Annotated in this window: 24 protein-coding genes, 1 pseudogene and 1 riboswitch; of the genes and pseudogenes, 11 read left to right on the top strand and 14 right to left on the bottom strand. The window is 44.3% G+C overall.

All coding sequences use genetic code 11. From position 1 onward, the window contains the following. The first annotated feature begins 104 nt into the window (after positions 1-104). A complete protein-coding gene (rpoN, locus tag FTD44_RS08810; RefSeq protein WP_222166110.1) occupies positions 105-1,583 on the top strand; it encodes an RNA polymerase factor sigma-54 in 1,479 nt (492 codons plus the stop codon). A gap of 153 nt (positions 1,584-1,736) precedes the next feature. Here rpoN and nadD read toward each other — a convergent pair whose 3' ends face one another. Together nadD and FTD44_RS08820 are read right to left on the bottom strand one after the other, a co-directional pair. Further along, entirely contained in the window at positions 1,737-2,306 is a 570-nt protein-coding gene (nadD, locus tag FTD44_RS08815; RefSeq protein WP_222166111.1) for a nicotinate (nicotinamide) nucleotide adenylyltransferase, read from the bottom strand. A gap of 13 nt (positions 2,307-2,319) precedes the next feature. After that, on the bottom strand, positions 2,320-2,565 hold the full coding sequence (locus FTD44_RS08820) for a FeoA family protein (RefSeq protein WP_129021787.1): 246 nt from the start codon (positions 2,563-2,565) through the stop codon (positions 2,320-2,322). Between the two features lie 118 nt (positions 2,566-2,683). On the opposite strand from FTD44_RS08820, the gene FTD44_RS08825 reads away from it, so the two are divergent. Genes FTD44_RS08825 through FTD44_RS08840 form a run of 4 tightly spaced genes read left to right on the top strand, consistent with a single transcriptional unit; the run spans position 2,684 to position 5,837 of the window. After that, positions 2,684-3,769, top strand: coding sequence for a mannose-1-phosphate guanylyltransferase (locus FTD44_RS08825; RefSeq protein ID WP_222166112.1), 1,086 nt, complete (start codon positions 2,684-2,686; stop codon positions 3,767-3,769). A gap of 55 nt (positions 3,770-3,824) precedes the next feature. Next, a complete protein-coding gene (gene pyrH, locus FTD44_RS08830; protein WP_129021785.1) occupies positions 3,825-4,541 on the top strand; it encodes a UMP kinase in 717 nt (238 codons plus the stop codon). Between the two features lie 15 nt (positions 4,542-4,556). After that, the gene (gene nth, locus FTD44_RS08835) at positions 4,557-5,201 is read left to right on the top strand and encodes an endonuclease III (protein ID WP_222166113.1); all 645 of its coding nucleotides are present in this window, start codon (positions 4,557-4,559) and stop codon (positions 5,199-5,201) included. 9 nt (positions 5,202-5,210) lie between these two features. Continuing rightward, positions 5,211-5,837 carry a GyrI-like domain-containing protein gene (locus tag FTD44_RS08840; RefSeq protein ID WP_222166114.1) on the top strand — a complete coding sequence of 209 codons (627 nt, stop codon included), beginning with the start codon at positions 5,211-5,213 and terminating at the stop codon, positions 5,835-5,837. 162 nt (positions 5,838-5,999) lie between these two features. Here FTD44_RS08840 and metF read toward each other — a convergent pair whose 3' ends face one another. From metF to FTD44_RS08870, 7 genes and pseudogenes are all read right to left on the bottom strand, one after another. Beyond that, the gene (gene metF, locus FTD44_RS08845) at positions 6,000-6,956 is read right to left on the bottom strand and encodes a methylenetetrahydrofolate reductase [NAD(P)H] (protein ID WP_222166115.1); all 957 of its coding nucleotides are present in this window, start codon (positions 6,954-6,956) and stop codon (positions 6,000-6,002) included. 22 nt (positions 6,957-6,978) lie between these two features. After that, positions 6,979-9,648: pseudogene (gene metH, locus FTD44_RS08850) on the bottom strand (methionine synthase); the annotation flags it as partial. Positions 9,649-9,662: 14 nt separating this feature from the next. Continuing rightward, positions 9,663-10,673 (bottom strand): homocysteine S-methyltransferase family protein, encoded by a 1,011-nt coding sequence (locus FTD44_RS08855; RefSeq protein WP_222166117.1) that lies wholly within the window; start codon positions 10,671-10,673, stop codon positions 9,663-9,665. Positions 10,674-10,802: 129 nt separating this feature from the next. Further along, positions 10,803-10,906: riboswitch (SAM riboswitch) on the bottom strand. A 558-nt stretch (positions 10,907-11,464) separates the two neighbouring features. Then, entirely contained in the window at positions 11,465-12,217 is a 753-nt protein-coding gene (locus tag FTD44_RS08860; RefSeq protein WP_222166118.1) for a DUF6000 family protein, read from the bottom strand. A 433-nt stretch (positions 12,218-12,650) separates the two neighbouring features. Continuing rightward, positions 12,651-12,767 (bottom strand): 5'-nucleotidase, encoded by a 117-nt coding sequence (locus FTD44_RS16230; RefSeq protein WP_394369732.1) that lies wholly within the window; start codon positions 12,765-12,767, stop codon positions 12,651-12,653. A 189-nt stretch (positions 12,768-12,956) separates the two neighbouring features. Then, a complete protein-coding gene (locus FTD44_RS08865) occupies positions 12,957-13,142 on the bottom strand; it encodes a hypothetical protein (protein WP_222166119.1) in 186 nt (61 codons plus the stop codon). Positions 13,143-13,179: 37 nt separating this feature from the next. Then, complete coding sequence (locus FTD44_RS08870; RefSeq protein WP_222166120.1) at positions 13,180-13,368, bottom strand: DUF6496 domain-containing protein; 189 nt, start codon at positions 13,366-13,368, stop codon at positions 13,180-13,182. 205 nt (positions 13,369-13,573) lie between these two features. On the opposite strand from FTD44_RS08870, the gene FTD44_RS08875 reads away from it, so the two are divergent. Next, positions 13,574-13,972 carry an OsmC family protein gene (locus tag FTD44_RS08875; RefSeq protein WP_222166121.1) on the top strand — a complete coding sequence of 133 codons (399 nt, stop codon included), beginning with the start codon at positions 13,574-13,576 and terminating at the stop codon, positions 13,970-13,972. Between the two features lie 363 nt (positions 13,973-14,335). On the opposite strand, the gene FTD44_RS08880 is transcribed toward FTD44_RS08875, so the two are convergent. The 4 genes from FTD44_RS08880 to rimO are packed head-to-tail and all read right to left on the bottom strand — an operon-like array spanning position 14,336 to position 18,832. Then, positions 14,336-16,510, bottom strand: coding sequence for a S9 family peptidase (locus FTD44_RS08880; RefSeq protein ID WP_222166122.1), 2,175 nt, complete (start codon positions 16,508-16,510; stop codon positions 14,336-14,338). Between the two features lie 33 nt (positions 16,511-16,543). Further along, positions 16,544-17,182, bottom strand: a complete 639-nt coding sequence (locus FTD44_RS08885) for a DUF502 domain-containing protein (protein WP_222166123.1) — start codon at positions 17,180-17,182, stop codon at positions 16,544-16,546. A 3-nt stretch (positions 17,183-17,185) separates the two neighbouring features. Then, positions 17,186-17,509, bottom strand: coding sequence for a bacillithiol system redox-active protein YtxJ (gene ytxJ / locus FTD44_RS08890; protein ID WP_129021775.1), 324 nt, complete (start codon positions 17,507-17,509; stop codon positions 17,186-17,188). Positions 17,510-17,524: 15 nt separating this feature from the next. Beyond that, the gene (rimO, locus tag FTD44_RS08895; protein ID WP_222166124.1) at positions 17,525-18,832 is read right to left on the bottom strand and encodes a 30S ribosomal protein S12 methylthiotransferase RimO; all 1,308 of its coding nucleotides are present in this window, start codon (positions 18,830-18,832) and stop codon (positions 17,525-17,527) included. A gap of 122 nt (positions 18,833-18,954) precedes the next feature. On the opposite strand from rimO, the gene ahcY reads away from it, so the two are divergent. The 5 genes from ahcY (at position 18,955) to FTD44_RS08920 (ending at position 22,484) form a co-directional block, all read left to right on the top strand. Further along, positions 18,955-20,283 carry an adenosylhomocysteinase gene (ahcY, locus tag FTD44_RS08900; protein WP_222166125.1) on the top strand — a complete coding sequence of 443 codons (1,329 nt, stop codon included), beginning with the start codon at positions 18,955-18,957 and terminating at the stop codon, positions 20,281-20,283. 134 nt (positions 20,284-20,417) lie between these two features. Beyond that, positions 20,418-20,927, top strand: coding sequence for a DUF4251 domain-containing protein (locus FTD44_RS08905; RefSeq protein WP_222166126.1), 510 nt, complete (start codon positions 20,418-20,420; stop codon positions 20,925-20,927). 21 nt (positions 20,928-20,948) lie between these two features. Then, the gene (gene trmB, locus FTD44_RS08910) at positions 20,949-21,656 is read left to right on the top strand and encodes a tRNA (guanosine(46)-N7)-methyltransferase TrmB (RefSeq protein ID WP_129021771.1); all 708 of its coding nucleotides are present in this window, start codon (positions 20,949-20,951) and stop codon (positions 21,654-21,656) included. Between the two features lie 12 nt (positions 21,657-21,668). Continuing rightward, the gene (locus tag FTD44_RS08915; RefSeq protein WP_222166127.1) at positions 21,669-21,860 is read left to right on the top strand and encodes a DUF5522 domain-containing protein; all 192 of its coding nucleotides are present in this window, start codon (positions 21,669-21,671) and stop codon (positions 21,858-21,860) included. 12 nt (positions 21,861-21,872) lie between these two features. Continuing rightward, a complete protein-coding gene (locus FTD44_RS08920) occupies positions 21,873-22,484 on the top strand; it encodes an SGNH/GDSL hydrolase family protein (protein ID WP_222166128.1) in 612 nt (203 codons plus the stop codon). A 149-nt stretch (positions 22,485-22,633) separates the two neighbouring features. Here FTD44_RS08920 and FTD44_RS08925 read toward each other — a convergent pair whose 3' ends face one another. Then, positions 22,634-23,284, bottom strand: coding sequence for a DUF922 domain-containing protein (locus FTD44_RS08925; RefSeq protein ID WP_222166129.1), 651 nt, complete (start codon positions 23,282-23,284; stop codon positions 22,634-22,636). Positions 23,285-23,317: the final 33 nt, after the last annotated feature.

The following is a 23,317-nucleotide window of genomic DNA, read 5'->3' on the forward strand; positions in this document are numbered from 1 at the left end:
TTCTGTCTGTAATATAGCAAATATTTTATGTAAATTTAAATTATTTACAACAATTTGTTTGTCGGTAAAATAATACCTTCGCAAGACACTAAAGACTAGTCCCTTTGCTCAAATTAACCCAAAGCCAAAAGCTGCTTCAGAAACTGTCGCCGCAACAGATACAATTTATAAAACTGTTGCAGGTGCCCACCGCGAACCTGGAAGAAAAAATTAAAGAAGAACTGGAAATTAACCCCGCATTAGATGTGGGAGCAGCACCCCAGGAAGACGATCCGTATCACTTGTCCGATCAGTATGATCAGGATGGAGAACCGGTATCTCAGGAGTCCTCGGGAGAGGATGGTCAGACCGAAGATATTTCGGATTACCTGATGGACGAATCGGATAATATGTCGGACTATCACGTGCGCGAGCATGGAGATGACGATGATGACAGCCGGGAAGTGCCCATCCGGGAAGAATCAACTTTTCACGAATATTTACTAAGCCAGGTTGGCCTGCTGGATCTTACAGAAACAGAACAGCAAGTGGCAGAGCAGGTGATCGGCAGTATAGACGATGACGGCTATCTGCGCAGAGATGTCATGAGCATTGTAGATGACCTCGCTTTTAACCGGAATATATATGTTACAGAGGCGGATGTTAAACGCATCCTTAAACTCATACAGGAATTTGATCCTGCCGGTGTCGGCGCTTCTGACCTGCAGGAATGTCTTTTGCTGCAGCTGGATAAAATGACCGGAACCAATGGTGCCGCCAAAGTGGCCAAAGTAATCCTTACCGATTATTTTGAAGAGTTTACCCGCAAACATTACGACCGCATACGCCAGCATTTATCGCTGGATAATGAAGCCTTTAAAGAAGCTATACAGGTTATCCTGAAGCTGACGCCGAGACCGGGCATTGCCTTCTCCAATGGCTCAAAAGACAATGGATATATCATTCCCGATTTCTTTATCCATAACAATAACGGAGTGCTGGAGTTAACCTTAAACTCCCGTAATGCGCCGGAGTTAAGGGTTTCGGAAGAGTATAAAGATATGCTGAAGACATACGAAGACGGCTCGCTGAAAGACAAAAAACAGAAAGAAGCGGTAATGTTCATCAAGCAGAAAATAGATTCTGCCAAATGGTTTATTGATGCCATTCGTCAGCGCCAGCATACATTGTTATATACCATGAAAGCGATTATGGATTACCAAAGGGAATACTTCCTTTCCGGCAATGAGTCGGCTTTGCGTCCTATGATCCTTAAAGATATTGCCGATAAGATTGGTATGGATATTTCTACCGTAAGCCGTGTGGCTAATAGTAAATATGTACAGACCGAATATGGTACCTTCCTGTTGAAATACTTTTTCTCAGAAGCCATTACTACCGATTCAGGCGAAGAGGTATCAACTTATGAAGTAAAAAACCTGATACAGGATTTCGTCGCTAATGAAGACAAGCACAGCCCGCTTTCTGATGAGAAACTGATGGAAATGCTTTCTGAAAAAGGCTTCCAGGTGGCCCGCAGAACGGTAGCCAAATACCGCGAGCAATTGCATATACCGGTAGCCCGGTTGAGGAAGCTGGCATAGGAAGTAAAAGTATACATGTAAAAAGTCAACAAGAGCTAACCTGATTCAGGTATCTCATGTTGACTTTTTAGTTTAAGTAATATTGATGACTGTATAAACTTCTGATGCGGTTATGGCAAGCAGTGTTTATTCGGAATCTTTTGGAATTTTGGCTTACTGGTAATATCTGTTCTCCTTTATATACTCAATCACCGCACCGGGTACCAGGTATTGGATACTTTTTTCGCTTTTGATCTGTTGACGGATGAAGGTTGAAGAGATCTCGATTAACGGGGCCTGTAGCACTAATGTGTGCTCCGATAACTTTTCTGAAACAGGATATTGAGGGCGTTGGTATACGATAACCTGGTATTGTTGCAGCAGCTGCTCATAATTCTTCCAGCGGGGGAGATTCTGATAGCTGTCGCTGCCCATGATCACCGAAAAACGTTCATGCGGAAACTTTTCCTGCAGGTAAGTAAGCGTATCAATCGTGAAAGAAGGGCGGGGCAGGGTGAATTCTATATTGCTCGCCCGGAACTTGGGATTGTCCTTAATGGCCAGTTCCACAAGGTGTAGCCGGTTATACTCGTTCAGCAGCGTACTGGCCGGTTTCAATGGATTATGCGGCGATACCACAAACCATATTTTATCCAGATCAGTATTTTCAATAATATGGTTGGCAATAATCAGGTGTCCGGTATGAATGGGATTAAAGCTTCCGAAATAAAGGCCTATATTCACGTTAAGGAGTATTTTAAACAGGTTCTTGAGTTGGAGCCAGCTCTACCCATATGGTCGCTGCTTCCGCTTTTCTGATGCTCAGCACATAGCCGGCTACATTTATTGCCATAGGATCGCCCATCGGAGCTATATGATCTACCATGATCATGTGGCCGTCCAGGAAGCCCATTTCCATTAGTTGCACCAATGAATCGCTGGCATCAATACGCCGTATGATCGCTGTTTGTCCTTTTTGTAATTGGGAAAGGGGTGTTAACATACAACACAGTTAATTTTCGCAAAATTACGGCTATTTGCCCGCACAGCCAATCGCAAATTGTAAAAAATGTTCGTAAAAAAGGTTACTTTCGCAGCTCATACACACTAAGTTAACCTGAATGAGTATTCATCATAATTATGTAGCCATCATGGCCGGCGGTATTGGCAGCCGGTTCTGGCCGGAGAGCAGGCAACACTTGCCCAAACAATTTTTGGATATTTTAGGTACTGGTCGCACGTTTATACAAGAGACATACAAGCGTTTTAAAGATATTTGCCCTAAGGAGAATATTTACATTGTTACCCATCACTCATACGAACACCTGGTCCGAGAGCAGATCCCAGAGATCGATCCGGCCAATATCATAAAAGAGCCTTATCGTAAAAACACGGCACCTGCTGCGGCTTACGTTACCTACAAATTAAAGGCACTTGATCCCAAAGCAAACATTATTCTGGCTCCGGCCGATCACCTGATCCTGGATCAGCGCAGTTTCGAACTGACCGCTTTCCAGGGACTGGATTTTGCTGCTAAAAATGATGCTATCCTGACTTTTGGTATTCAGCCTACACGTCCCGATACGGGTTACGGGTATATTCAATACCAGAAAGATGATCTTCAGGACGGCGTAAGCAAGGTAAAAGTATTTACAGAAAAACCCGATATAGAACTGGCCCGTGTATTCCTGAAATCAGGCGATTTTGTATGGAATTCCGGTATTTTTGTATGGAATGTGCAGACTTTTACCAAAGCCTTCAAAGTGTATCAGCCAGAAATGGCAGAAGTATTTGAGCAGGCAGCGTCGGCATATAACACACCGAAAGAGTATACCGTTATGGAACGCCTGTATACCCAGTGCACCAACCTGTCTATCGACTATGGTCTGATGGAAAAGGCGGCAAATGTATATGTGATCCCGTCCAACTTCGGCTGGAGTGATCTCGGTACATGGGAGTCGGCTTATGAGCATTCCGAAAAGGATTACCTTGGTAATGCCGTAACCGGTGGTAATGTAATGGTGGTAGATGCATCTGAATGCATGATCAAAACATCGAAAGATAAACTGGTTGTGGTACAGGGCTTACAGAATTTTATTGTGGTCGATACGGATGATGTATTGCTGGTATGTGAGCGCAGTAAAGAACAGCAGATTAAAGATTATGTAGCCGAGGTAAAGCGCAATATCGGTGAACAATACTTGTAAAGTATTGTTACGGAGAGATGGAATAAAGAACGAAAAATAAACAACAATATATACAATGCTTCCTAAATTTAAAAGAGTTCTCGTAAAGCTTTCTGGAGAATCGCTGATGGGCGATAAAAATTACGGACTGGATTCCAAAATGCTGGCCAGCTATGCACAGGACATCAAAGAAGTGGTGGAACTGGGTGTGGAAGTCGCAATTGTGATCGGAGGAGGTAATATCTACCGCGGGATGAATGAAAAAGAAACCGGTATTGAACGTGCACATGGAGATTACATGGGTATGCTGGCCACCGTGATTAACGGTATGGCTTTACAGGCATCTCTGGAAAAGATCGGTGTGAAAACACGTTTGCAGTCTGCACTGGTTATGGACCAGGTTGCAGAACCGTACATCCGTCGTAAAGCCATCAGACACCTGGAGAAAGGTCGTGTAGTAATCTTTGGTGCCGGTACCGGTAATCCATACTTCACTACCGATACTGCTGGTTCCCTGAGAGCGATTGAGATTAATGCCGATGTGATCCTGAAAGGTACCCGTGTAGATGGTATCTATACAGAAGATCCGGAGAAAAATCCTGAAGCTACCCGTTACGAGAGCATTTCTTTCGATGATGTAATTGCCAAAGGTCTGGCTGTAATGGACCTGACTGCATTTACTTTGTGTAAAGAAAACAACCTGCCGATTATCGTGTTCGATATGAACAAAAAGGGTAATCTGACACAAGTAGTTTCCGGTAAGAATGTAGGAACTATCGTAAATAAGGGCTAAACTTTTTAGAACGATATGACAAAAAAGGACCGTTACCAGTTCGTGATCGATTATTTTTCGGAACATGCACCAGATGCAGAGACTGAATTGTTTTATGATAATCCGTATCAGCTGCTGGTAGCGGTTATTTTATCGGCACAATGTACCGATAAGCGGGTGAACCTGACCACCCCGGCCATCTTTGAACGTTATCCCGGCCCGGAAGCCTTGTCTGAAGCCACTTTCGACGAACTGTTTCCCCTCATTCGCAGCATCAGTTATCCGAACAATAAGACCAAACATCTTATTGGTATGGCCCAGATGCTGATTCATGATTTTAACGGTGAGGTACCGATGACGGTAAATGAACTGATCAAACTGCCGGGAGTAGGACGTAAGACCGCCAATGTGATCACCTCTGTGATCGATAACCAACCCAATATGGCCGTAGATACGCATGTATTCCGCGTGTCGGCAAGACTGGGGTTAACTACCCGGGCCAAAACACCACTGCAGGCAGAACTGCAACTCATTAAATATTTCCCCAAAGAGCTCATACACAAAGCGCACCACTGGCTCATCCTGCATGGTCGCTATATATGTCTGGCCCGTAGCCCCAAATGCGAGGCATGCGGCCTGAAGTCAATCTGTCTTTATTATAAAAAATTACAAAGCGCTTAACGCAATACTATGGACAAACTGGATTTAGCAAAACACTATAAAAACTATTATACGGCTAAATCTAAGCCGGAGTATATTCAGCTGGATGAAGCGATTCCCTATTTATCTATTCTCGGCAAAGGAGACCCCTCCGGCCCCGGATTTGCATCAGATATACAGGCCATGTATACGACTGCTTATGCCCTTAAGTTTAAATACAAGGCAGAGGGTAAGGATTATGTAGTGGCTAAATTAGAGGGACTCTGGTGGTATGATGAAGCAGCTTTTGAAGGCTTATCTATCAAAGAAGCATCAGTAAAGGTGCCGCGCAGTGAATGGAATTACCGTTTGCTCATTCGCCTGCCGGAGTATGTAGACGGACAATTCCTGGAGCAGATGAAACATGGACTGGCAGCAGAGAAAGCCAATCCGCAGATTGTTGATGTGCATTATTTTACCCTTACCGAAGGGAAATGTGTGCAGATGTTGCATGTAGGACCTTTCAATAAAGAACCTGAAACGCTGGAGGTTATGAAGACCTTTATGGATGCTGAAGGACTGGGCCGTAATGGGCTGCACCACGAAATATACCTGTCTGACCATAGAAAAACAGCTCCCGAAAAACTGAGAACAATTCTGCGGGAGCCGGTTAAATAGCATTATTAAGCATATTCGTCGTTAGGAGATGTCTCCACTTCGGTTGACAAGACGAAGCGATCTTTTCGTCATTTCGAGCGGAATGTAGTGTAGCCGAGAAATCTCAAATGTGATACTGGTATATTGGCTATTACATTTCTATTCCATTAATCAGGAATTGACCTAAAATATAGACTGGGCCACAGTTTTGATGTTATCGCTTTTGCCCATAGAGTAAAAATGAAGAGCAGGCACGCCTTTAGCCTTCAGTTCTTTGCATTGCTGAATACTCCACTCAATACCCACCTGCTTCACCGCCTGGTTGTCTTTACATTTAATGATCTCTACCACCAGGTCATCCGGCAGATCTACCTTAAAGCGATGCGGGATCATGCTCAGCTGACCTTTGGTCGCAATCGGTTTTAAGCCTGGTATAATCGGTACCTCGATACCCGAGGCGCGGCATTTGTCTACAAACTGGAAGTACTTATCATTGTCGAAGAACATCTGCGTTACGATATAATCCGCACCGGCTTCCACCTTTTGCTTCAGGTATAAAACATCCTGCTGCAGACTCGCGGCCTCCATATGCTTTTCCGGGTAGGCGGCTACGCCTATATCAAATGAAGTAGGGTTACTGTTCTCCAGGTAATCGTCAAGATACTGTCCGTCATTCATAGACTGTATCTGTGTTACCAGCTCATGTGCAAAGTTGTGGCCGTTGCGTTCGGGACGGAAGTAAATCTCACTCTTGATCGCATCGCCCCTTAAGGCCAGTACATTATCAATGCCCAGGAAGTCCAGGTCGATCAGGAAGTTTTCCGTATCTTCTTTATCAAATCCTCCGCAAAGAATATGTGGTATAGCATCTACCTTATATTTACTCTGTATCGCAGCACAGATACCCACTGTGCCGGGACGCTTGCGCACCACTTTCTTTTCCAGCAGTCCGTTAGGCTTCTCCAGGTACAGGTATTCTTCACGATGATAGGTTACATCAATAAAGGCCGGGTTAAACTCGATCAGGTTATCGATAGTATTATAAATGGATTGCACATTGTCTCCCTTTAGCGGAGGCAGTATCTCGAAAGAGAACAGCGTATTACCTTGTGCTTTCCTGATGTGTTCCGTTACTTTCATAATATTGTTTAAACAGTGTTTTTTAATCGGCGAGGTTAGGGCCCAGCCATTTTTTTGCTTTAGACAGTTCTATATTTTTTCTACTGGCAAAGTCTGCCAATTGATCTTCCTTAATACGACCCAGGCCGAAGTATTTACTGCCTTCGTGTGCGAAATAATACCCGCTTACACTGGCAGCAGGCCACATCGCCAGGCTTTCGGTAAGGCTTACCCCAATGCGCTCCTCAACCTGCAACAGTTGCCAGATGGTCTCCTTCTCCAGGTGATCGGGGCAGGCAGGGTAGCCGGGGGCCGGACGTATGCCTTTGTATCGTTCTTTAATCAGGTCCTCATTGGTCAGGCTTTCTGTAGCCGCATAACCCCAGTCCTCCTTACGCACCTTCGTGTGCAGGTATTCAGCATAAGCCTCTGCAAGACGATCTGCCAGCGCCTTCACCATAATAGAGTTATAATCATCGTGCTGTGCCTCGTATTGAGCGGAGAGTACATCGGTACCGAATCCTGCCGTTACACAGAAGCAACCCACGTAATCCTGTATGCCGCTTTCTTTAGGAGCTACGAAATCAGACAGTGCTATATTGGGTATACCAGCTGCTTTTTTCGTTTGCTGCCTTAATGTATAAAATGTAGCCAGGGGTTCTTTCGTTTCCGGGTCCTGTACTTCAATATCATCATCCTGTATACGGTTGGCCGGGAAGATGCCCCAGACCGCTTTCGCAGTAAGCAGTTTGCGGTCTATAATGTCCTGCAGCATTTCCTGTGCATCCTTAAACAAGGCCGTGGCCTGTGTACCCACGACTTTATCGGTCAGGATATCCGGGAATTTGCCATGCAGGTCCCAGCTGCGGAAGAATGGAGACCAGTCGATATAAGCCTTCAGTTCTTCCAGCGGCAGCTCCTCGCTTACCTTTACCCCCAATGTATGCGGCACAGTAACTGTTGCAGTATCAAAGGTCAGTTGCAGTTTATTGGTACGGGCATCGGTAATGCTCAGGTAATCTTTCTGTACATTATGGTTCAGGTAATTATGGCGTATGCGCTCATTTTCTTCCTTCACCTCTCTGCCATATTCAGTCTTCCGGTCCTGACTCAGGATACTGCTCACCACATTTACCGCGCGGGAAGCATCATTGACATGAATTACTGTATTCTGATACTGCGCATCAATCTTTACCGCAGTATGCACCTTAGAAGTCGTTGCGCCGCCAATCAGCAGAGGAATGTTCAGGCCGCGATGCTGCATTTCAGCCGCTACATGTACCATTTCATCCAGGCTGGGGGTTATCAGGCCACTCAGCCCGATCACATCAGCATTTTCTGCAATCGCCGTCTCCAGTATCTTTTCTGCAGGCACCATGATGCCCAGGTCTATGATCTCGTAGTTATTACAGGCCAGCACCACACTGACAATGTTCTTACCAATGTCGTGTACATCGCCCTTTACAGTAGCCATCAGTACTTTACCGGCACTGGGTCTGGTACTGTCTTTTTCCTGTTCAATATACGGTTGCAGGTAAGCAACGGCCTTCTTCATCACACGGGCCGATTTTACCACCTGCGGCAGAAACATCTTACCACTACCAAACAGATCGCCCACAAGGTTCATCCCGGTCATCAGGTATATCTCTATCACCTCAAGCGGCCTCTTGCTTTGCAGTCGTGCCTCCTCGGCATCTTCCTCCACAAATTTATCTATACCATTGACCAGCGCATAATTGATCCTGTCCTGTAAAGGCAGGTTGCGCCAGGCCAGTTCTTCCGTTTTATCTTTCTTAACGGCCTTATTCTGTTCCGCATATTCGATGAGTTTCTCCGTAGCCTCTTCGTCCCGGTCCAGCATCACATCTTCGATCAGTTGCAGGAGATCTTTGGGTATTTCATCATACACAATCAGCAAAGCCGGGTTTACGATACCCATGTTCATACCCACTTTAATGGCATGATAGAGGAATACCGAGTGCATGGCTTCCCGCACCGTATCATTGCCCCGGAAAGAGAACGATACATTGCTGACCCCACCGCTTACGCCTACCTGCGGATAATTTTCCTTTACCCATTTCGTAGCCTCGAAGAAGTCCAGTGCATTGCGCCTGTGTTCTTCCAGACCGGTAGCCACAGGGAAAATGTTCAGGTCGAAAATAATATCGGTCGGTTTGAATTTCACCACATTGACCAGGATGTCATAAGATCGCTTCACGATCTCCAGCCTGCGTTCGTAGTTATCTGCCTGTCCTTTTTCATCAAAAGCCATGACAATCACCGCTGCGCCGTAGCGCTTCACCAGCTTTGCCTGGCGGATGAAGGTTTCTTCACCTTCTTTAAGGCTGATCGAGTTGACAATTGCTTTACCCTGCAATACCTGCAGACCAGCCTCCAGGATTTCCCATTTGGAGCTGTCCACCATGATCGGAATACGGGCAATGTCGGGTTCTGCAGCAATCAGGTTCAGAAAATGTACCATAGCCATCTTACCGTCCAGCAGACCGTCATCCATATTTACATCCAGTACCTGTGCGCCGCCTTCTACCTGGTCGCGGGCAATATCCAGTGCTTCGGTATATTTTCCTTCCTTGATCAGGCGCAGAAACTTCTTGGAGCCCGCCACATTCGTGCGTTCTCCTATATTGATAAAATTACTTTCAGGGGTAATGACCAAGGCTTCCAGCCCACTTAATTTCAAATGCTTCATGAATGTTTCGTGTCGTTTTAGTGAGCGGCTTCCGTCTTACGGGGAGCATAACGTGCAGCCAGATCGGCCAGTGCGCGGATGTGCTCCGGGGTAGTGCCGCAGCAACCTCCGATAATATTAATAATTCCTTTCTCTAAATAATCATGTACCTGCGCTGCCATCAGTTCCGGCGTCTCATCATACTGGCCAAAGGCATTGGGCAGGCCCGCATTGGGGTAGGCCGATATGGCAATGTCTGTGTTCTGCGATAAGATCTCCAGGTAGGGCGCCAGCTGCCGGGCACCCAGTGCACAGTTAAACCCGATGCTGATCAGCGGGAAATGCTCCAGCGACACCAGGAAGGCTTCTGGTGTCTGACCGGATAACGTACGACCCGATGCATCGGTGATCGTTCCGCTGACCATTACCGGGATATCTATACCACGCGCTTCTTTCACCTCTTCTATGGCAAAGAGCGCAGCTTTAGCATTCAGGGTATCAAAAACAGTTTCTACCAGCAGTATATCCGAGCCACCATCGATCAGTCCTTCGATCTGTTCGGTGTAGGCCTCTTTCAATTCGTTGAAGGTAATGGCCCGAAAGGCGGGGTTATTGATGTCGGGAGATATGCTGGTGGTTTTATTGGTCGGACCTATGGCACCGGCTACGAATTTTATACTGCCCGGATGTGCTTCCATATAAGCGGTACAAGCTTCTTTGGCCAGTTTGGCCCCTTCCACATTCAGCTCATAGGCCAGTGCTTCCATGCCGTAATCGGCCATGGCAACAGTTGTAGAGGAGAAGGTATTGGTCTCAATAATATCGGCTCCTGCTTCCAGGTATTGGTAATGTATGGTGCGTATGGCATCCGGCTGGGTGAGGGATAGCAGGTCGTTATTACCTTTTACCGGACTCGGCCAGTCTTTGAAGCGATCGCCTCTGAAGGCCGCTTCATCAAACGGATAGCGCTGTATCATGGTACCCATGGCACCATCCAGCACCAGGATGCGTTCTTTTAATAATGATTTTATGGTTTCTGTAGTATTCATGATCAATGTTAAATAGTAATGCCGCACGGAAAAAAACTGCAAAGCAAAAGCCGCAGGATATGATCCTGTATCGAAAAAAGTACCGCGTTGAAAATGAAAAAAAGAAAAGCCCGGAGGGCTAATTGAGACGTATTATCTATCCGCATTTGGTAGAATGTAGCACCTTCTTTATACAGGATAAAGGGTTGCTAAGGCTTCATCGGGTCTAATCCCTCTGCCTTTCTTGATAACACTTTCAAACAAAGAACTGCTGCAAATATATTATAAAGAATGATTATGGCAAATTTATTTTGCAAGGGGAGTGTAAAAGATGGTTGTTGCACTTGGGTTTGGTGTGGGGTTAAATGGGCACACGCGGGGGCGCGTGCGCCAGTGGGAAGGTTAATACTCCCTATCGTTATTTCGAGCACAGCGCAGCGGCGCCGAGAAATCTCCTCTGGATTTTAATGGTGTAATGGGAGATATCTCCGCTCCGGTCGATATGACGAGAGAAGGGCATTAATAATCTATGATGGCAGTATAATTCGTTATGGCGGAATCGAATTTCATACTGATGACAGAATATTGCACTCTGGCGGCTTAATAATGCATTCTGACCGCAAAATAATCTTTTCTGATGGTGTAGTAATTTGTTCTGGCGGGATAGGATTTCGTTCAGACGATCTGATAATGCATGCTGGTGGCTTCATAATTCTTTCTGATGGTGGAATAATTCGTTCTGGTGTGATAGAGTTGCGTTCTGACATAATGATAAATGTGTATAATCATAAGGTGCAATCGTAGTATATGTATTAACTGCAGTATTCATTTAAGTTTTTCAGTATGGCAATCTGTTGCTCAAAGTTGTCCGTTGAAAAATTAATATCTGGATTATCATTGTCTGGCATTATATTCTTAAGGTATTGTTCTGCCACATTTTTTCCCTTCTGCTGCTCTATCGTTTTTGCAATTGATAAGGCTCTTTGGTAGGCCAAAATTGTTCTTTGCTGTTTAAAACCAGTCCACTTTTTCAGGTGTGGTTTGATATTTTCAGTTTGATTCACTTTATCTGCATACAGTACCGCTTCCATTAAGTACTCCTGATCAAAGTATAAGCCAGGTTGTGTAAGATAGTAATCAAGATATTTGCTCAGATAGTCAATACATTTATCTGTGTTGAAATAGGCAAGAACCAGTGCATAAATATGTCCGACACAACACACTTCACTTTTCAGTAAATGAGTGCCTATTATTTTACTCAATTGTTCGTAGCCTTTTACCGCCGCGAAATAAGAGCCAACTAATCTAGGTCGCCAGTCAAATTCGCCCAGAAGCGCAAGGCATACATCAACTGTTATTTCATCCTTAAGTGCTTTTATATCATCAATCCAGCTCAGATCTTCACTATTGCCAATCTCCATATAAAACGGAATGACCCATTTTTTGATGAAATCGGTCGATAATTCAGCATCATTTTTATGGGATGGCAAATCTGCAAAAATTGATCGGTGTCTTACTATTGCTCCAGCAGAATGTTGTTGAGCCATTTCTTCAAAGTCTGTCATAATAAGTTGGGATTATAGTATTTGTACTGAAGGGTTTATGACGGAAACATAAGCAATAATAGTACAATTTGCAGGTATATTATTACCTGCAACATCCTTTATTGTGAAAAAAAGTTTATTGATTATCAATATTGAAATTCAATCAAACATGTTTCGTTTTAATGGATTGAGCTAATATTGAAAGAACTAAACAATTCCTATGACCTTTAAATTTGTATTATATATTTTATTTAATGTCTGGATAATTATTGGATTCTTGAAAAACTTCCGGTCTTTTGAAAAATATAATGTTACTCGGAGTGTATATATAAGCATACTGATCATTTCGCTCCTTATTATTGGATGGGCATATGTAAACGTGGATATCTTCTGTACGTTTTTTAATAGCTAAATGTAAACGATAAAGCCTGGATGATTACTCCGGACTTTGTCGTTATTTTAGACTCTTGTTGTTATTTTCTTTTTCAAATATCTGATTTTCTACTTCTAGATTGAATAATGCTCTTGAGGATACACCTACAACTAATATTTCTGAAAAATCTATTGCCATAATAATAACTTGTTAGTTTTACTTTCAATTAGCGTTCAAGATAATAGTCCCATGCAATAAATACAACTGCCTTTCTCCCGTATTTAATCCCGTTTTTTTTTACGGAATAGCAAATAATCGTAATGAAAAAAGGACTGCTCCCTTTGGTATACAACCGGGAGCAGTCCTGTATCAAGATGAGTACTGTAACTATTTTTTGTCTTTGCCTTCGCTTTTGTGTTCTTTCTTGTTATGCGTTTCATCATTGCCTTTGAACTCCTGTTCTTCGCCTTCGCGGCTGTCCAGTTTGTCTTTGTTCTGCGGGCGTTTGCTGTTGTCCGGTGCTTTTGGATTGGCTTGCGGCACCTGATTGTGGTTTTGATTGTTCGTTTTCATAAATTTCAATTTCAGGGGTTAAAAAAAGAGCTTGTGTTTAATCTTTTTTGGAGGCACTTTTCTTCGGGACTTTAGCCCCGGCTTCCCGCGCTTCGGACAGGCCGATAGCGATAGCCTGTTTGCGGCTGGTTACTTTCTTGCCGGTACCGGTTTTGAGCGTACCATGTTTCAGCTCATGCATGGCTTTCTCCACTTTTTTACTGGCGGTTTCAGCTGATTTTGCCATAGATACTTTCTTTTAAAGTGTAAAAAAATATCCATTTGTATAACCTCTTTGTATATTGAATAGCAGTGCGGACACAACGCTGTTCAGAATCCTGTTATGAAATTACAAACAATTTAAAGTGTAATATGTTTGATAAACACAAGATTAACAGTACAGGCGATTAAAAATTACTTTATTAACTTGCTTTTTGAATAAACGGAAAGAAATGGAGATTAATCATAGCGTACAGGGCAGGATAGGAACATCCTGTCAGACAACCATAACAGCAGGAAGGAATACGATTATCAGCGATGAGCCCATTGCCCTGGGTGGAAAAGAAGAGGGATTTAATCCCTTTGAGCTACTGGCGTCGAGCCTGGCAGCCTGTACCTGTGCTACTTTACGCATGTATGCCGATCGCAAGCGATGGCCTTTAACCGGGGTAGAAACGGAAGTCACCATTATCCGCAGCGATAGTACCACCACAACAGTATTTACCCGCCAGATCAAAGTATCGGGCGACCTGGACGAGACGCAGAAGAGTCGTATACTGGCTATTGCCAATGCCTGTCCGGTACATAAGATTCTCTCCGGAACGGTGGAGATCCAGACGAAAATGGATTAATGAACATCCAGTCGCTGAGGGACTCGAAGCAACAGTGTGCTTATACTTTTGTACCATTCGATTGCCTTAGGTTACGATTCTTACAAGTACAGATCGCTCAAAAGGCATTATAAATCCGGCGTTCATAAAATCATTGGCTCGGTCAATAAAGTCGTAAACCATTGTCTGAGCGCAGCGTTCTGGTTTGCGACCGACCGACACATTGATTTTTAGCCAGGGATTTATACAGCCTTGATTTTTTGGCGGTACCTTTTGCATCAAGGCAAAAGGTAGCAAAGTAATAAACAAATTTACTTTATATAGAAAGGGGTATAATCAATTGAAATTGATTATACCCCTTTTAAACGACGCTCTAAATGATATTTACAGGTTCTCCATGATATAAGCCGTCAATTTCTTGAACAGGTTATAGCGCGTATAGCCACCATAGATACCATGATTTTTATTGGTATAGTAGAATGCATCAAAGTCCTTATTGGCATTCACCAGGGCATTAGACATTTCAGTAGCATTCTGCAGGTGCACATTATCATCAGCAGTACCATGTACCAGCAGGTACTTACCTTTCAGGTTTTTGGCCATGCTTAATGGCGCATTATCATCATATCCCTTTGCATTTTCCTGCGGCTGGCGCATATAACGTTCTGTATAGATGTTATCATAGAAACGCCAGTTGGTTACCGGTGCCACGGCAATCGCCATTTTAAATACTTCCGGTGCTTTCATCAGACAGGTAGTACTCATGAATCCGCCATAGCTCCAGCCCCAGATACCAATACGGGCGGCATCTACATAAGATTGCTGTGCCAGGTATTTGGCCACTGCGATCTGGTCATCACTCTCGTATTTTCCTAATTGCAGGTAAGTCTTCTTTTTAAATGCTTCTCCGCGGCCACCGGTTCCGGTACCGTCTGCTACCACAATGATATAGCCTTTCTGTGCCAGCATCTGGTGCCACCAGTAGTGATCCAGCGTATTGTGGTTCACCACCTGTTGTGATCCCGGACCAGAGTACTGGTACATCAGTACCGGGTACTTTTTGCCAGCATCAAAGTTTGGTGGTTTGATCATATAAGCATTCAGCGTATCGCCATTACCATTAGGGATACCCATAAAGGTAACCGGGCTGGTCTGGTACTCTGCCATGCGTTGTGTCAGTTGCTTGTTTTCTTCCAGTACGCGTACCGCTTTTCCGCTCTGATCCATCAAAGTGAATACCGGTGCGCTGTTTGCAGTGCTGTATTTGTCTACGAAATACTTGAATCCGTTGCAAGGCATGATGTCGTGCGAACCAATGCCTTTACTTAATGTTTTTTGCTGCTTGCCGTCCAGGCTGATGACATTAAAGGTATTGTTGATCGCCTTATCGGTAGCGGTATAATAAATTTTATTGCCTTTCAGATCCACGCCCAGCAAATCTTTCACCTCATTGATACCACTAGTGATCGGGCTTAATTGCTGTTTGGCCCAGTCCCATTTGTACAGCTGGTTATAGCCGCTGCGCTCAGAATTGAATACGAAAGAATGATTGTCGTTCAGGAATGTCAGGTTATCATTGATCTCCAGGTATGCCGGGTTAGACTCGGTATAGATCACTTTGGTTTGGCCGTTGCCAGCATTGGTCAGTAAGAGGTCCAGCTTATTTTGCAGGCGGTTCAGGCGATAGATACACAGCTCCTGCTCATTGTTGCTCCATTTAATGCGGGGAATGTACTGATCTGTTTCTGTACCGATATCGGCAGTGGCCGTTTGTCCGTTCGCCAAAGTGTAGGTATGTATCTTTACGATAGAGTTCGCTTCACCGGCTTTAGGGTATTTATAGCTATAGTTTCTCGGGTATTCTTTGCCCTCGTAGTATGGAATTACATATTCCTTTACTGCACTTTCATCGAATAAATAATAGGCAAGAAAATTGCCCATTGGAGACCATTGGTAGGCCTGTGTAAACTCAAACTCTTCTTCATAAACCCAGTCACAGTTACCGTTGATGATCTTATTATGTGCACCATTGGTCGTTACCGCAACTGTTTTACTATTGCTCAGGTCTTTATAATACAGGTTATTAGCCTTTACAAAAGCAACTTTTGTACCGTCCGGAGAGAAAGATGCATGCAATACTTTATCCGCATCCAGTTGTTGGATCGATTTTGTTTTAAGGTCGAAAATGTAGACATAATGCAGCACAGAGCGTCTGTATATATTCTCAGAACTGGTCAGCAGCAGCATTTTCTGTTCGTCTGCACTAAATACAAACTCATCCACATCCAGTGCCTTGCCCTCAAAAGTGTTCGTTGATTTTTCAAACAATGTGCGCAGTTGCTTATTGCTTTTCATATCAAATACGGAAATGTTCCCGTTCTCCTGCTTCACATAGCTGGTGCCATTGTTCAGGACATCGAAACCCGGTACTGATGCGGCTTTAAAGCTGCCCTTCAGCAGGATATCATCCAGGGTAATTTCTTTTTGGGCATAAGTGTTTGCGTGCAGGCACCATTGTGAACCCGCCAGCAATAACATAGTTTTGAACAGATGCTTCATTCTTAGAAGTGTTATAATGAGAGTATGTAGTATTTATTGTATTTCCGGCGCGTTAGGATCTTCCTTGAATTTCTGATCGGCAGTATGTGCAGCCGATCCGGTAATGCCTCCGCTTACGGCAAATTTCATGGCTTCCGCAGCATTCATCCCCTCAACCGGGCGTATATTATGTGCATCAGTAACGATTACCCAGCCAGAGATGGCATAAGAGTGGGGCAGGTACACCGATACTTTATCCGGCAGCGACGCAAAGTCCATGTCGCTCTGGGTCAGGAAGCCGATGCGCCAGATCTCCGGTTCGTTCTGGGTCTTGACCCATACCGGGTTATTGAATTTCTTTTTATCTCCGACGAAAGATACCATCACGTCTTTGATAGCCGTATAAATGAATTTAATGCCGGGTGTATTTTCCAGCATATGTCCGAACAGGTCTACCAGGAAGCGCCCGATAAAGAAACGGGTACCCAGTATACCAATCAGGGTAGTGACCGTCAGGATCAGTATAAACACCAGACCCGGAAACTCCTTAGACAGGCTGGGTATAAGACTATCTACACTGGTAAATATATACCAGATTACGGCAACGGTTACACTGATCGGTCCCAGAATGACCAATCCCTGGAAGAATGCCTTCAGTAAGAATTTGCCAAGGTTAGTATCGGATTGAGACATGATTTATGCGTTTTGTAAATGGGCCTGCAATACTGAAGCCCGGATCCTCCAATGAGATTCGTTAAATATACAAACTCCTTTGGAAATTACCAGTACCTGCGGCGATTTATGCAATACACCATAACGATGCGCGATCTCATCAGAGATGTCGCGGTAGCGGAGCAGGTCGAGGTAATAAGCCTCTGTATCGGCCGTTTCCAGCTCATCGTAAGTATCTGCGCTGATATTGCAACGGGTACTGTGCTTGAATATAATCTGCAGCTGATCCTCTGAAGCCAGGTCAATAGCATCGAGCTGGCTCATTTCAGTAAGCGGTATCCAGTTCATAAATTGTTCAGGTTATTATACCAGTTCGGCTTCCAGATCGTAATCATACGCCTTAGTAATGCGTACAGTTACAAAGTCACCAACCGGCAGGTCTTCTTCCGTATTAATGATTACTTCATTATCTACCTCCACACTGTCAAATTCTGTACGGGCAATATATCTGCCTGCCTCAATCTTGTCGATCAGCACGCGGAACTCTTTACCCACATATTCCTGGTTTTTGGTGTAGGAAATTTCCTGCTGCACCTCCATGATATCCTGCGCTCTTCTTTCCTTCTCTTCACTGCTCAGGGTATCTTCCAGTTCATAAGCGGTAGTATTCTCCTCATGTGAGTAGGTAAATATACCTACGCGCTCAAACTGCATTTCTTCCAGGAAAGCCTTCATCTCTTCCACATCATCCAGCGTTTCGCCCGGGAATCCGGTGATCATCGTCGTACGGATGGCAATACCAGGCACCGCAGCACGGATATCCTGTATCAGCTCCACCATTTCTTTCTTGGTGATCTGGCGTTTCATGGCCTTCAGCATATTGTCACTGCAGTGTTGCAGGGGAATATCCAGGTAGTTACAAATATTATCGTATTTTCTGATTACCTCCAGCACATCCATCGGGAATTTGGTAGGGTAAGCATAGTGCAGGCGTATCCATTCCAGGCCTTCGACCTGTGCCAGTTGTTCCAGCAGGTCGGCCAGTGCACGTTTTTTATACAGGTCCAGACCATAATAGGTCAGTTCCTGGGCAATCAGCATAATCTCTTTTACACCATTCTTCACCAGGTGTCTGGCTTCTGTAAGGATCTCCTCAACTGGTTTGGATACGTGACCGCCACGCATTAAAGGGATCGCACAGAAAGAACAGGTACGGTTACAACCTTCAGATATCTTCAGGTATGCATAATGTTTAGGGGTACTCAGCAGGCGTTCGCCCAGTAATTCCTTTTTGAAATCTGCTTCCAGCTCTTTCAGGATAAAAGGCAGCTCCAGGGTACCGAACCAGGCATCTACCTCTGGTATCTCCTTAGCCAGGTCCTGACGGTAACGCTCACTTAAGCAGCCGGTTACCAGTACCTTATCCAGTTTACCTTCTTCCTTCAGGGCTACCTGCTCCAGGATGGTGTTTACAGACTCTTCTTTGGCCTTGTCGATAAAACCGCAGGTGTTCACCACAACAATATTATGGTCCAGGCGTTCATTCTCATGCACTACGGCAATCTCATTTGCTTTGAGTTGTCCGCTCAATACTTCACTATCCACCAGGTTTTTAGAACAGCCCAGTGTAATGATGTTTACTTTATTTTGTTTAAGCGTTTTGCTTTTCATCTTTGATTTTATTCGGCCTGCAAAGGTACAAATATTATCCTTAACACTATTTATTGTGTGAATTAGCGTATAATGTTTATTTTTGCCTGAATTTTTTACGAAAAAACTTTAATTACTATATTATGAGTGTTGCATCTAAAGCACATATCGATTTTGCATTACCATACAAAGTAGCCGATATTTCTCTGGCTGAATGGGGTAGAAAAGAAATTAAACTGGCAGAAGCTGAAATGCCGGGTCTGATGAGCCTGAGAGCAGAGTATGGTGCGAGCCAGCCGCTGAAAGGCGCACGTATCGCTGGTTGTCTGCACATGACTATCCAGACTGCTGTACTGATCGAAACATTGACTGCCTTAGGTGCGGAAGTACGCTGGAGCTCTTGTAATATCTTCTCTACTCAGGACCACGCTGCTGCTGCTATCGCGGCTACAGGCGTTCCGGTATTTGCCTGGAAAGGTGAGACCCTGGAAGAGGCTGACTGGTGTATTGAGCAGACATTATTCTTCGGTAGCGAAGATCGTCCGCTGAATATGATCCTGGATGACGGTGGTGACCTGACTAACATCGTTCTGGATAAATATCCTGAACTGGTTGCTGCAATCAAAGGTCTGTCTGAAGAGACTACTACTGGTGTACACCGTTTATATGAGCGTATGGCTAATGGTACTTTACCAATGCCTGCAATCAATGTAAATGATTCTGTTACCAAATCTAAATTCGATAACAAATACGGTTGTAAAGAATCTCTGGTAGATGCGATCCGTCGTGCTACAGATATTATGATGGCTGGTAAAGTAGCGCTGGTAGCTGGTTACGGTGATGTGGGTAAAGGTTCTGCAGAATCTCTGAGAGGTGCAGGTGCCCGTGTAATCGTTACTGAGATCGATCCGATCTGTGCTTTACAGGCTGCTATGGACGGTTTTGAAGTGGCAAGAATGGAAAAAGCGGTTAAAGAAGCAGATATCATCGTGACGACTACAGGTTGTCGTGACATCGTTACCGAGAAAGAATTCCGTGCAATGAAAGATAAAGCGATCGTTTGTAACATCGGTCACTTCGATATCGAAATCGATATGGAGTGGTTGAACAATAACTACGGTCAGACTAAAGATACCATTAAACCACAGGTTGATCTGTACAACATCGATGGTAAAGAAATCATCGTGCTGGCAGAAGGCCGCCTGGTAAACCTGGGTTGTGCTACCGGTCACCCTTCATTTGTAATGAGTAACTCTTTCACTAACCAGACTTTAGCGCAACTCGAACTGTGGACTAACACTGCAGCATACGAAAACAAAGTATACGTTCTGCCTAAACACCTGGATGAGAAAGTAGCTCGTCTGCACCTGTCTAAAATCGGTGTAGAACTGGATATCCTGACTGATGCACAGGCTTCATACCTGGGTCTGTCTAAAGAAGGTCCTTACAAACCAGAGCATTACAGATATTAATCATAACTCGGGCTTACCCGGTTTATAATATACTTTTCCTCAAACGCCTTTCCAAACCGAAAGGCGTTTGATATTCGGTAAAAAAGCCATGTGTTTTATTTTCGGTATATTTGTTTAAGACAAAATACAGCATCATGAAATATATAATAGCCTGTCTCGTGTTCTGCAGTTTCGGATTGATGGCACTGTCACCACCAAGGCCTCCGAGAGGTGTCATAGAAATGGCTGTTCAAAGCCAGCGCTTTACATTTAAAGCAGAGACGGCAAGGCCAATGGAAGATGTCAACATGGCGGTGATGGACATGTTTCCGAATGCAAGAGATCTTTACCGGATCGGAGAAGGTAATTATATACTACAGGTGACTCCCGATTCTCTTATCGTATCCCTGCCGTATTTCGGGCGATCTTACACCTCGCTCTATGGTACGACAGATATCGGTATCAAATTCAGTTCATCAAAATATACCTACCAGGTAAGCAGACCATCGAAACGCAACAGACCATACGAAATACAGATCAAACCCCTGGACAGGAGTGACATCAATCGTATTACGGTAAGTGTATTTGACAATGGAAATGCAACTGTTTATATATCCAGTGTATATCGTAACCCGATCAGTTACCAGGGTACATTGGTGAAATAATACAGCAGACTTTATTCTTATATGGGACAAAAAAAATTAGTACGTTTTAACGAGATCAAGACATTCGAAAACGTTTTAGAATTCCCGCAGGATATGCAGGGAAAATGGAATACCTTTTTTAAAAATGATAACCCTATTACCTTAGAGCTGGCCTGTGGTAAAGGAGAATATGCCGTAGGACTGGGTCGTCTGTACCCGGAGCGCAATTTCATCGGTATCGATATTAAAGGCAACCGTATCTGGAGAGGTGCTAAAACAGCACTGGAAAATGGCCTGCACAATGTTGGCTTTGTACGGTCGCATATTGATAAAATTACCGATTACTTTACGCCCGGCGAAGTAAGCGAGATCTGGATCACCTTTCCCGATCCGCAGCTGAAAGGCGCGCGTATGAAAAAGCGCCTGACATATCCTCGTTTCCTGAGACTGTACCAGCAGATCATTACCCCTGATGCCACCATCAACCTGAAAACCGACAGCCCGGATCTGTACAACTTTACCAAAGCGGTTATAGACCTGTATGAGCTGGAAGTGCTGGTGGATGATGATAATATTTATGCAAAAGGTGCGGTATCTCCGGAATTGAGCATCAAAACGCACTACGAAGGACTGGATATCGCGGGTAGTAACCGCATTCATTATTTGAAATTTAAGATCAATAAAGAACTGCCACTGGAGAAAGACGCTGTGCTGAAACAGATGTTTGCACACCAGGAAACAGAAGAATAGATCAGTCTCCATATGTTACAGGAAGGAACAGACTTTTACTTTAATGAAAACGGATTAATGGTGCTTACCGCAGCATACCACCTCAAAAGAGGGCGCTGCTGTGGTAATGGCTGTCTGCATTGCCCTTATGATTTTATCAATGTCAAGGAGCCTAAGCGCAGCGAATTATTGAAGCAAAGACAGGAGAAAAATCAGAAACCATAGTATATTTACGGGATGCAAACATACTTAGCTTTAGGAGATTCATATACAATAGGAGAAGGCGTAGGGGCTACCGAAAACTTTCCTAACCAGTTGGTACAGGTATTAAAAGACCGTTATCAGGTCGAAGTCAGTACACCGGAGATCATCGCCGTAACCGGCTGGACGACCGATGAACTGCAAGCTGGTATTGCTGAGCGGGATTTGCAGGATACCTTTGATATGGTAACCTTACTGATTGGCGTGAATAACCAGTACCGTGGCCGCGACCTGGATAATTATGCCGCAGAATTTACCGGCTTACTGGAACAGGCTATTGCTTTTGCCAAAGGCAATAAAGAAAAAGTTTTTGTAGTATCCATCCCCGATTGGGGGCATACCTCATTTGCTATTGAGAAAGGCTCCGATGCGGCAAAAGTAACTGCAGAGATCAAGGCATATAATGAGCGTAAGCAGGCCATTGCCGATGCACACGGTATTGTATTTGTAGATATTACGGAACTGACCGATCAGCATGCCGGAGATGAGGCTACTTACCTGGTAGATGATAAGCTACACTACAGTGCAGCCATGTACCGTCTCTGGGCCGAAAAGATTGCAGATCGTATACACAATCATTTAGGATAATCATATTTATTTATAAAAGGAATCCCGGTAGCCTGGCTACCGGGATTCCTTTTGTAAATAAGCCTATACATTGTATGCTTTGATCATATTACCCTTCGAGTACATCAGGCTACGAAACCTTCAGTAACCAGGACTCGCAAAGCAGCGCTTTATAAATTGACCGTCAGTTTCAGGTCAAACTGTAAGGGCAATTTTGTCTTATTATCATTCAGTTCATTAAATGTATCCAGCAACCTTTTCTCCCAGGCCAGCTGCTTATCTTCGATCAGGGAGTGCTCGGTTTCACGGTCATAATCACTGTTCAGCTTTGCCGCACGATCTTCAACCTGTTTACAGATTTTCCTGATCTCCTCCTTATAATTCCGGGTAAAACGGTATTCAGAAATCGCCTGTTCCAGCCATAGGTGTTTGATCAGGCCGATCAGGTAATGGCCTTGTTCATGTCGCAGCAGGCGCGCCTTTCGCTCCGCATTAGCCGTGCGCATAAAGCTGCGCAGCACAAAACTCTCCTTTCGGTTAACGGTAAGCTTCGACTTGAAATCGATATATGCTACCTTGTTATTTTTAACGGAGCTCTCCCAGGAATATTCAGTATGTACACTGATGGCAGCAGTGCCATGAGCATTCACCCGGATCTGATCGGTCGGGGTAAAATCACTCCAGCTGATGGGTAAATCTTTATAACTTACCTGGGCAGAAGCATTCCTTCCCAGACAGAGGAATAAGATCGCTACAGGCAAAAATTTCATTGTAAATTGCATGGAAATAAGATCAGTACAGAACAGCGAAGTTACACGCATGTTCGTTAAGTTTTTGTTTAATGTGCATGCTGA

Origin of the sequence: Edaphocola aurantiacus (assembly GCF_019797745.1) — a bacterium.
Classification (GTDB): domain Bacteria; phylum Bacteroidota; class Bacteroidia; order Chitinophagales; family Chitinophagaceae; genus Edaphocola; species Edaphocola aurantiacus.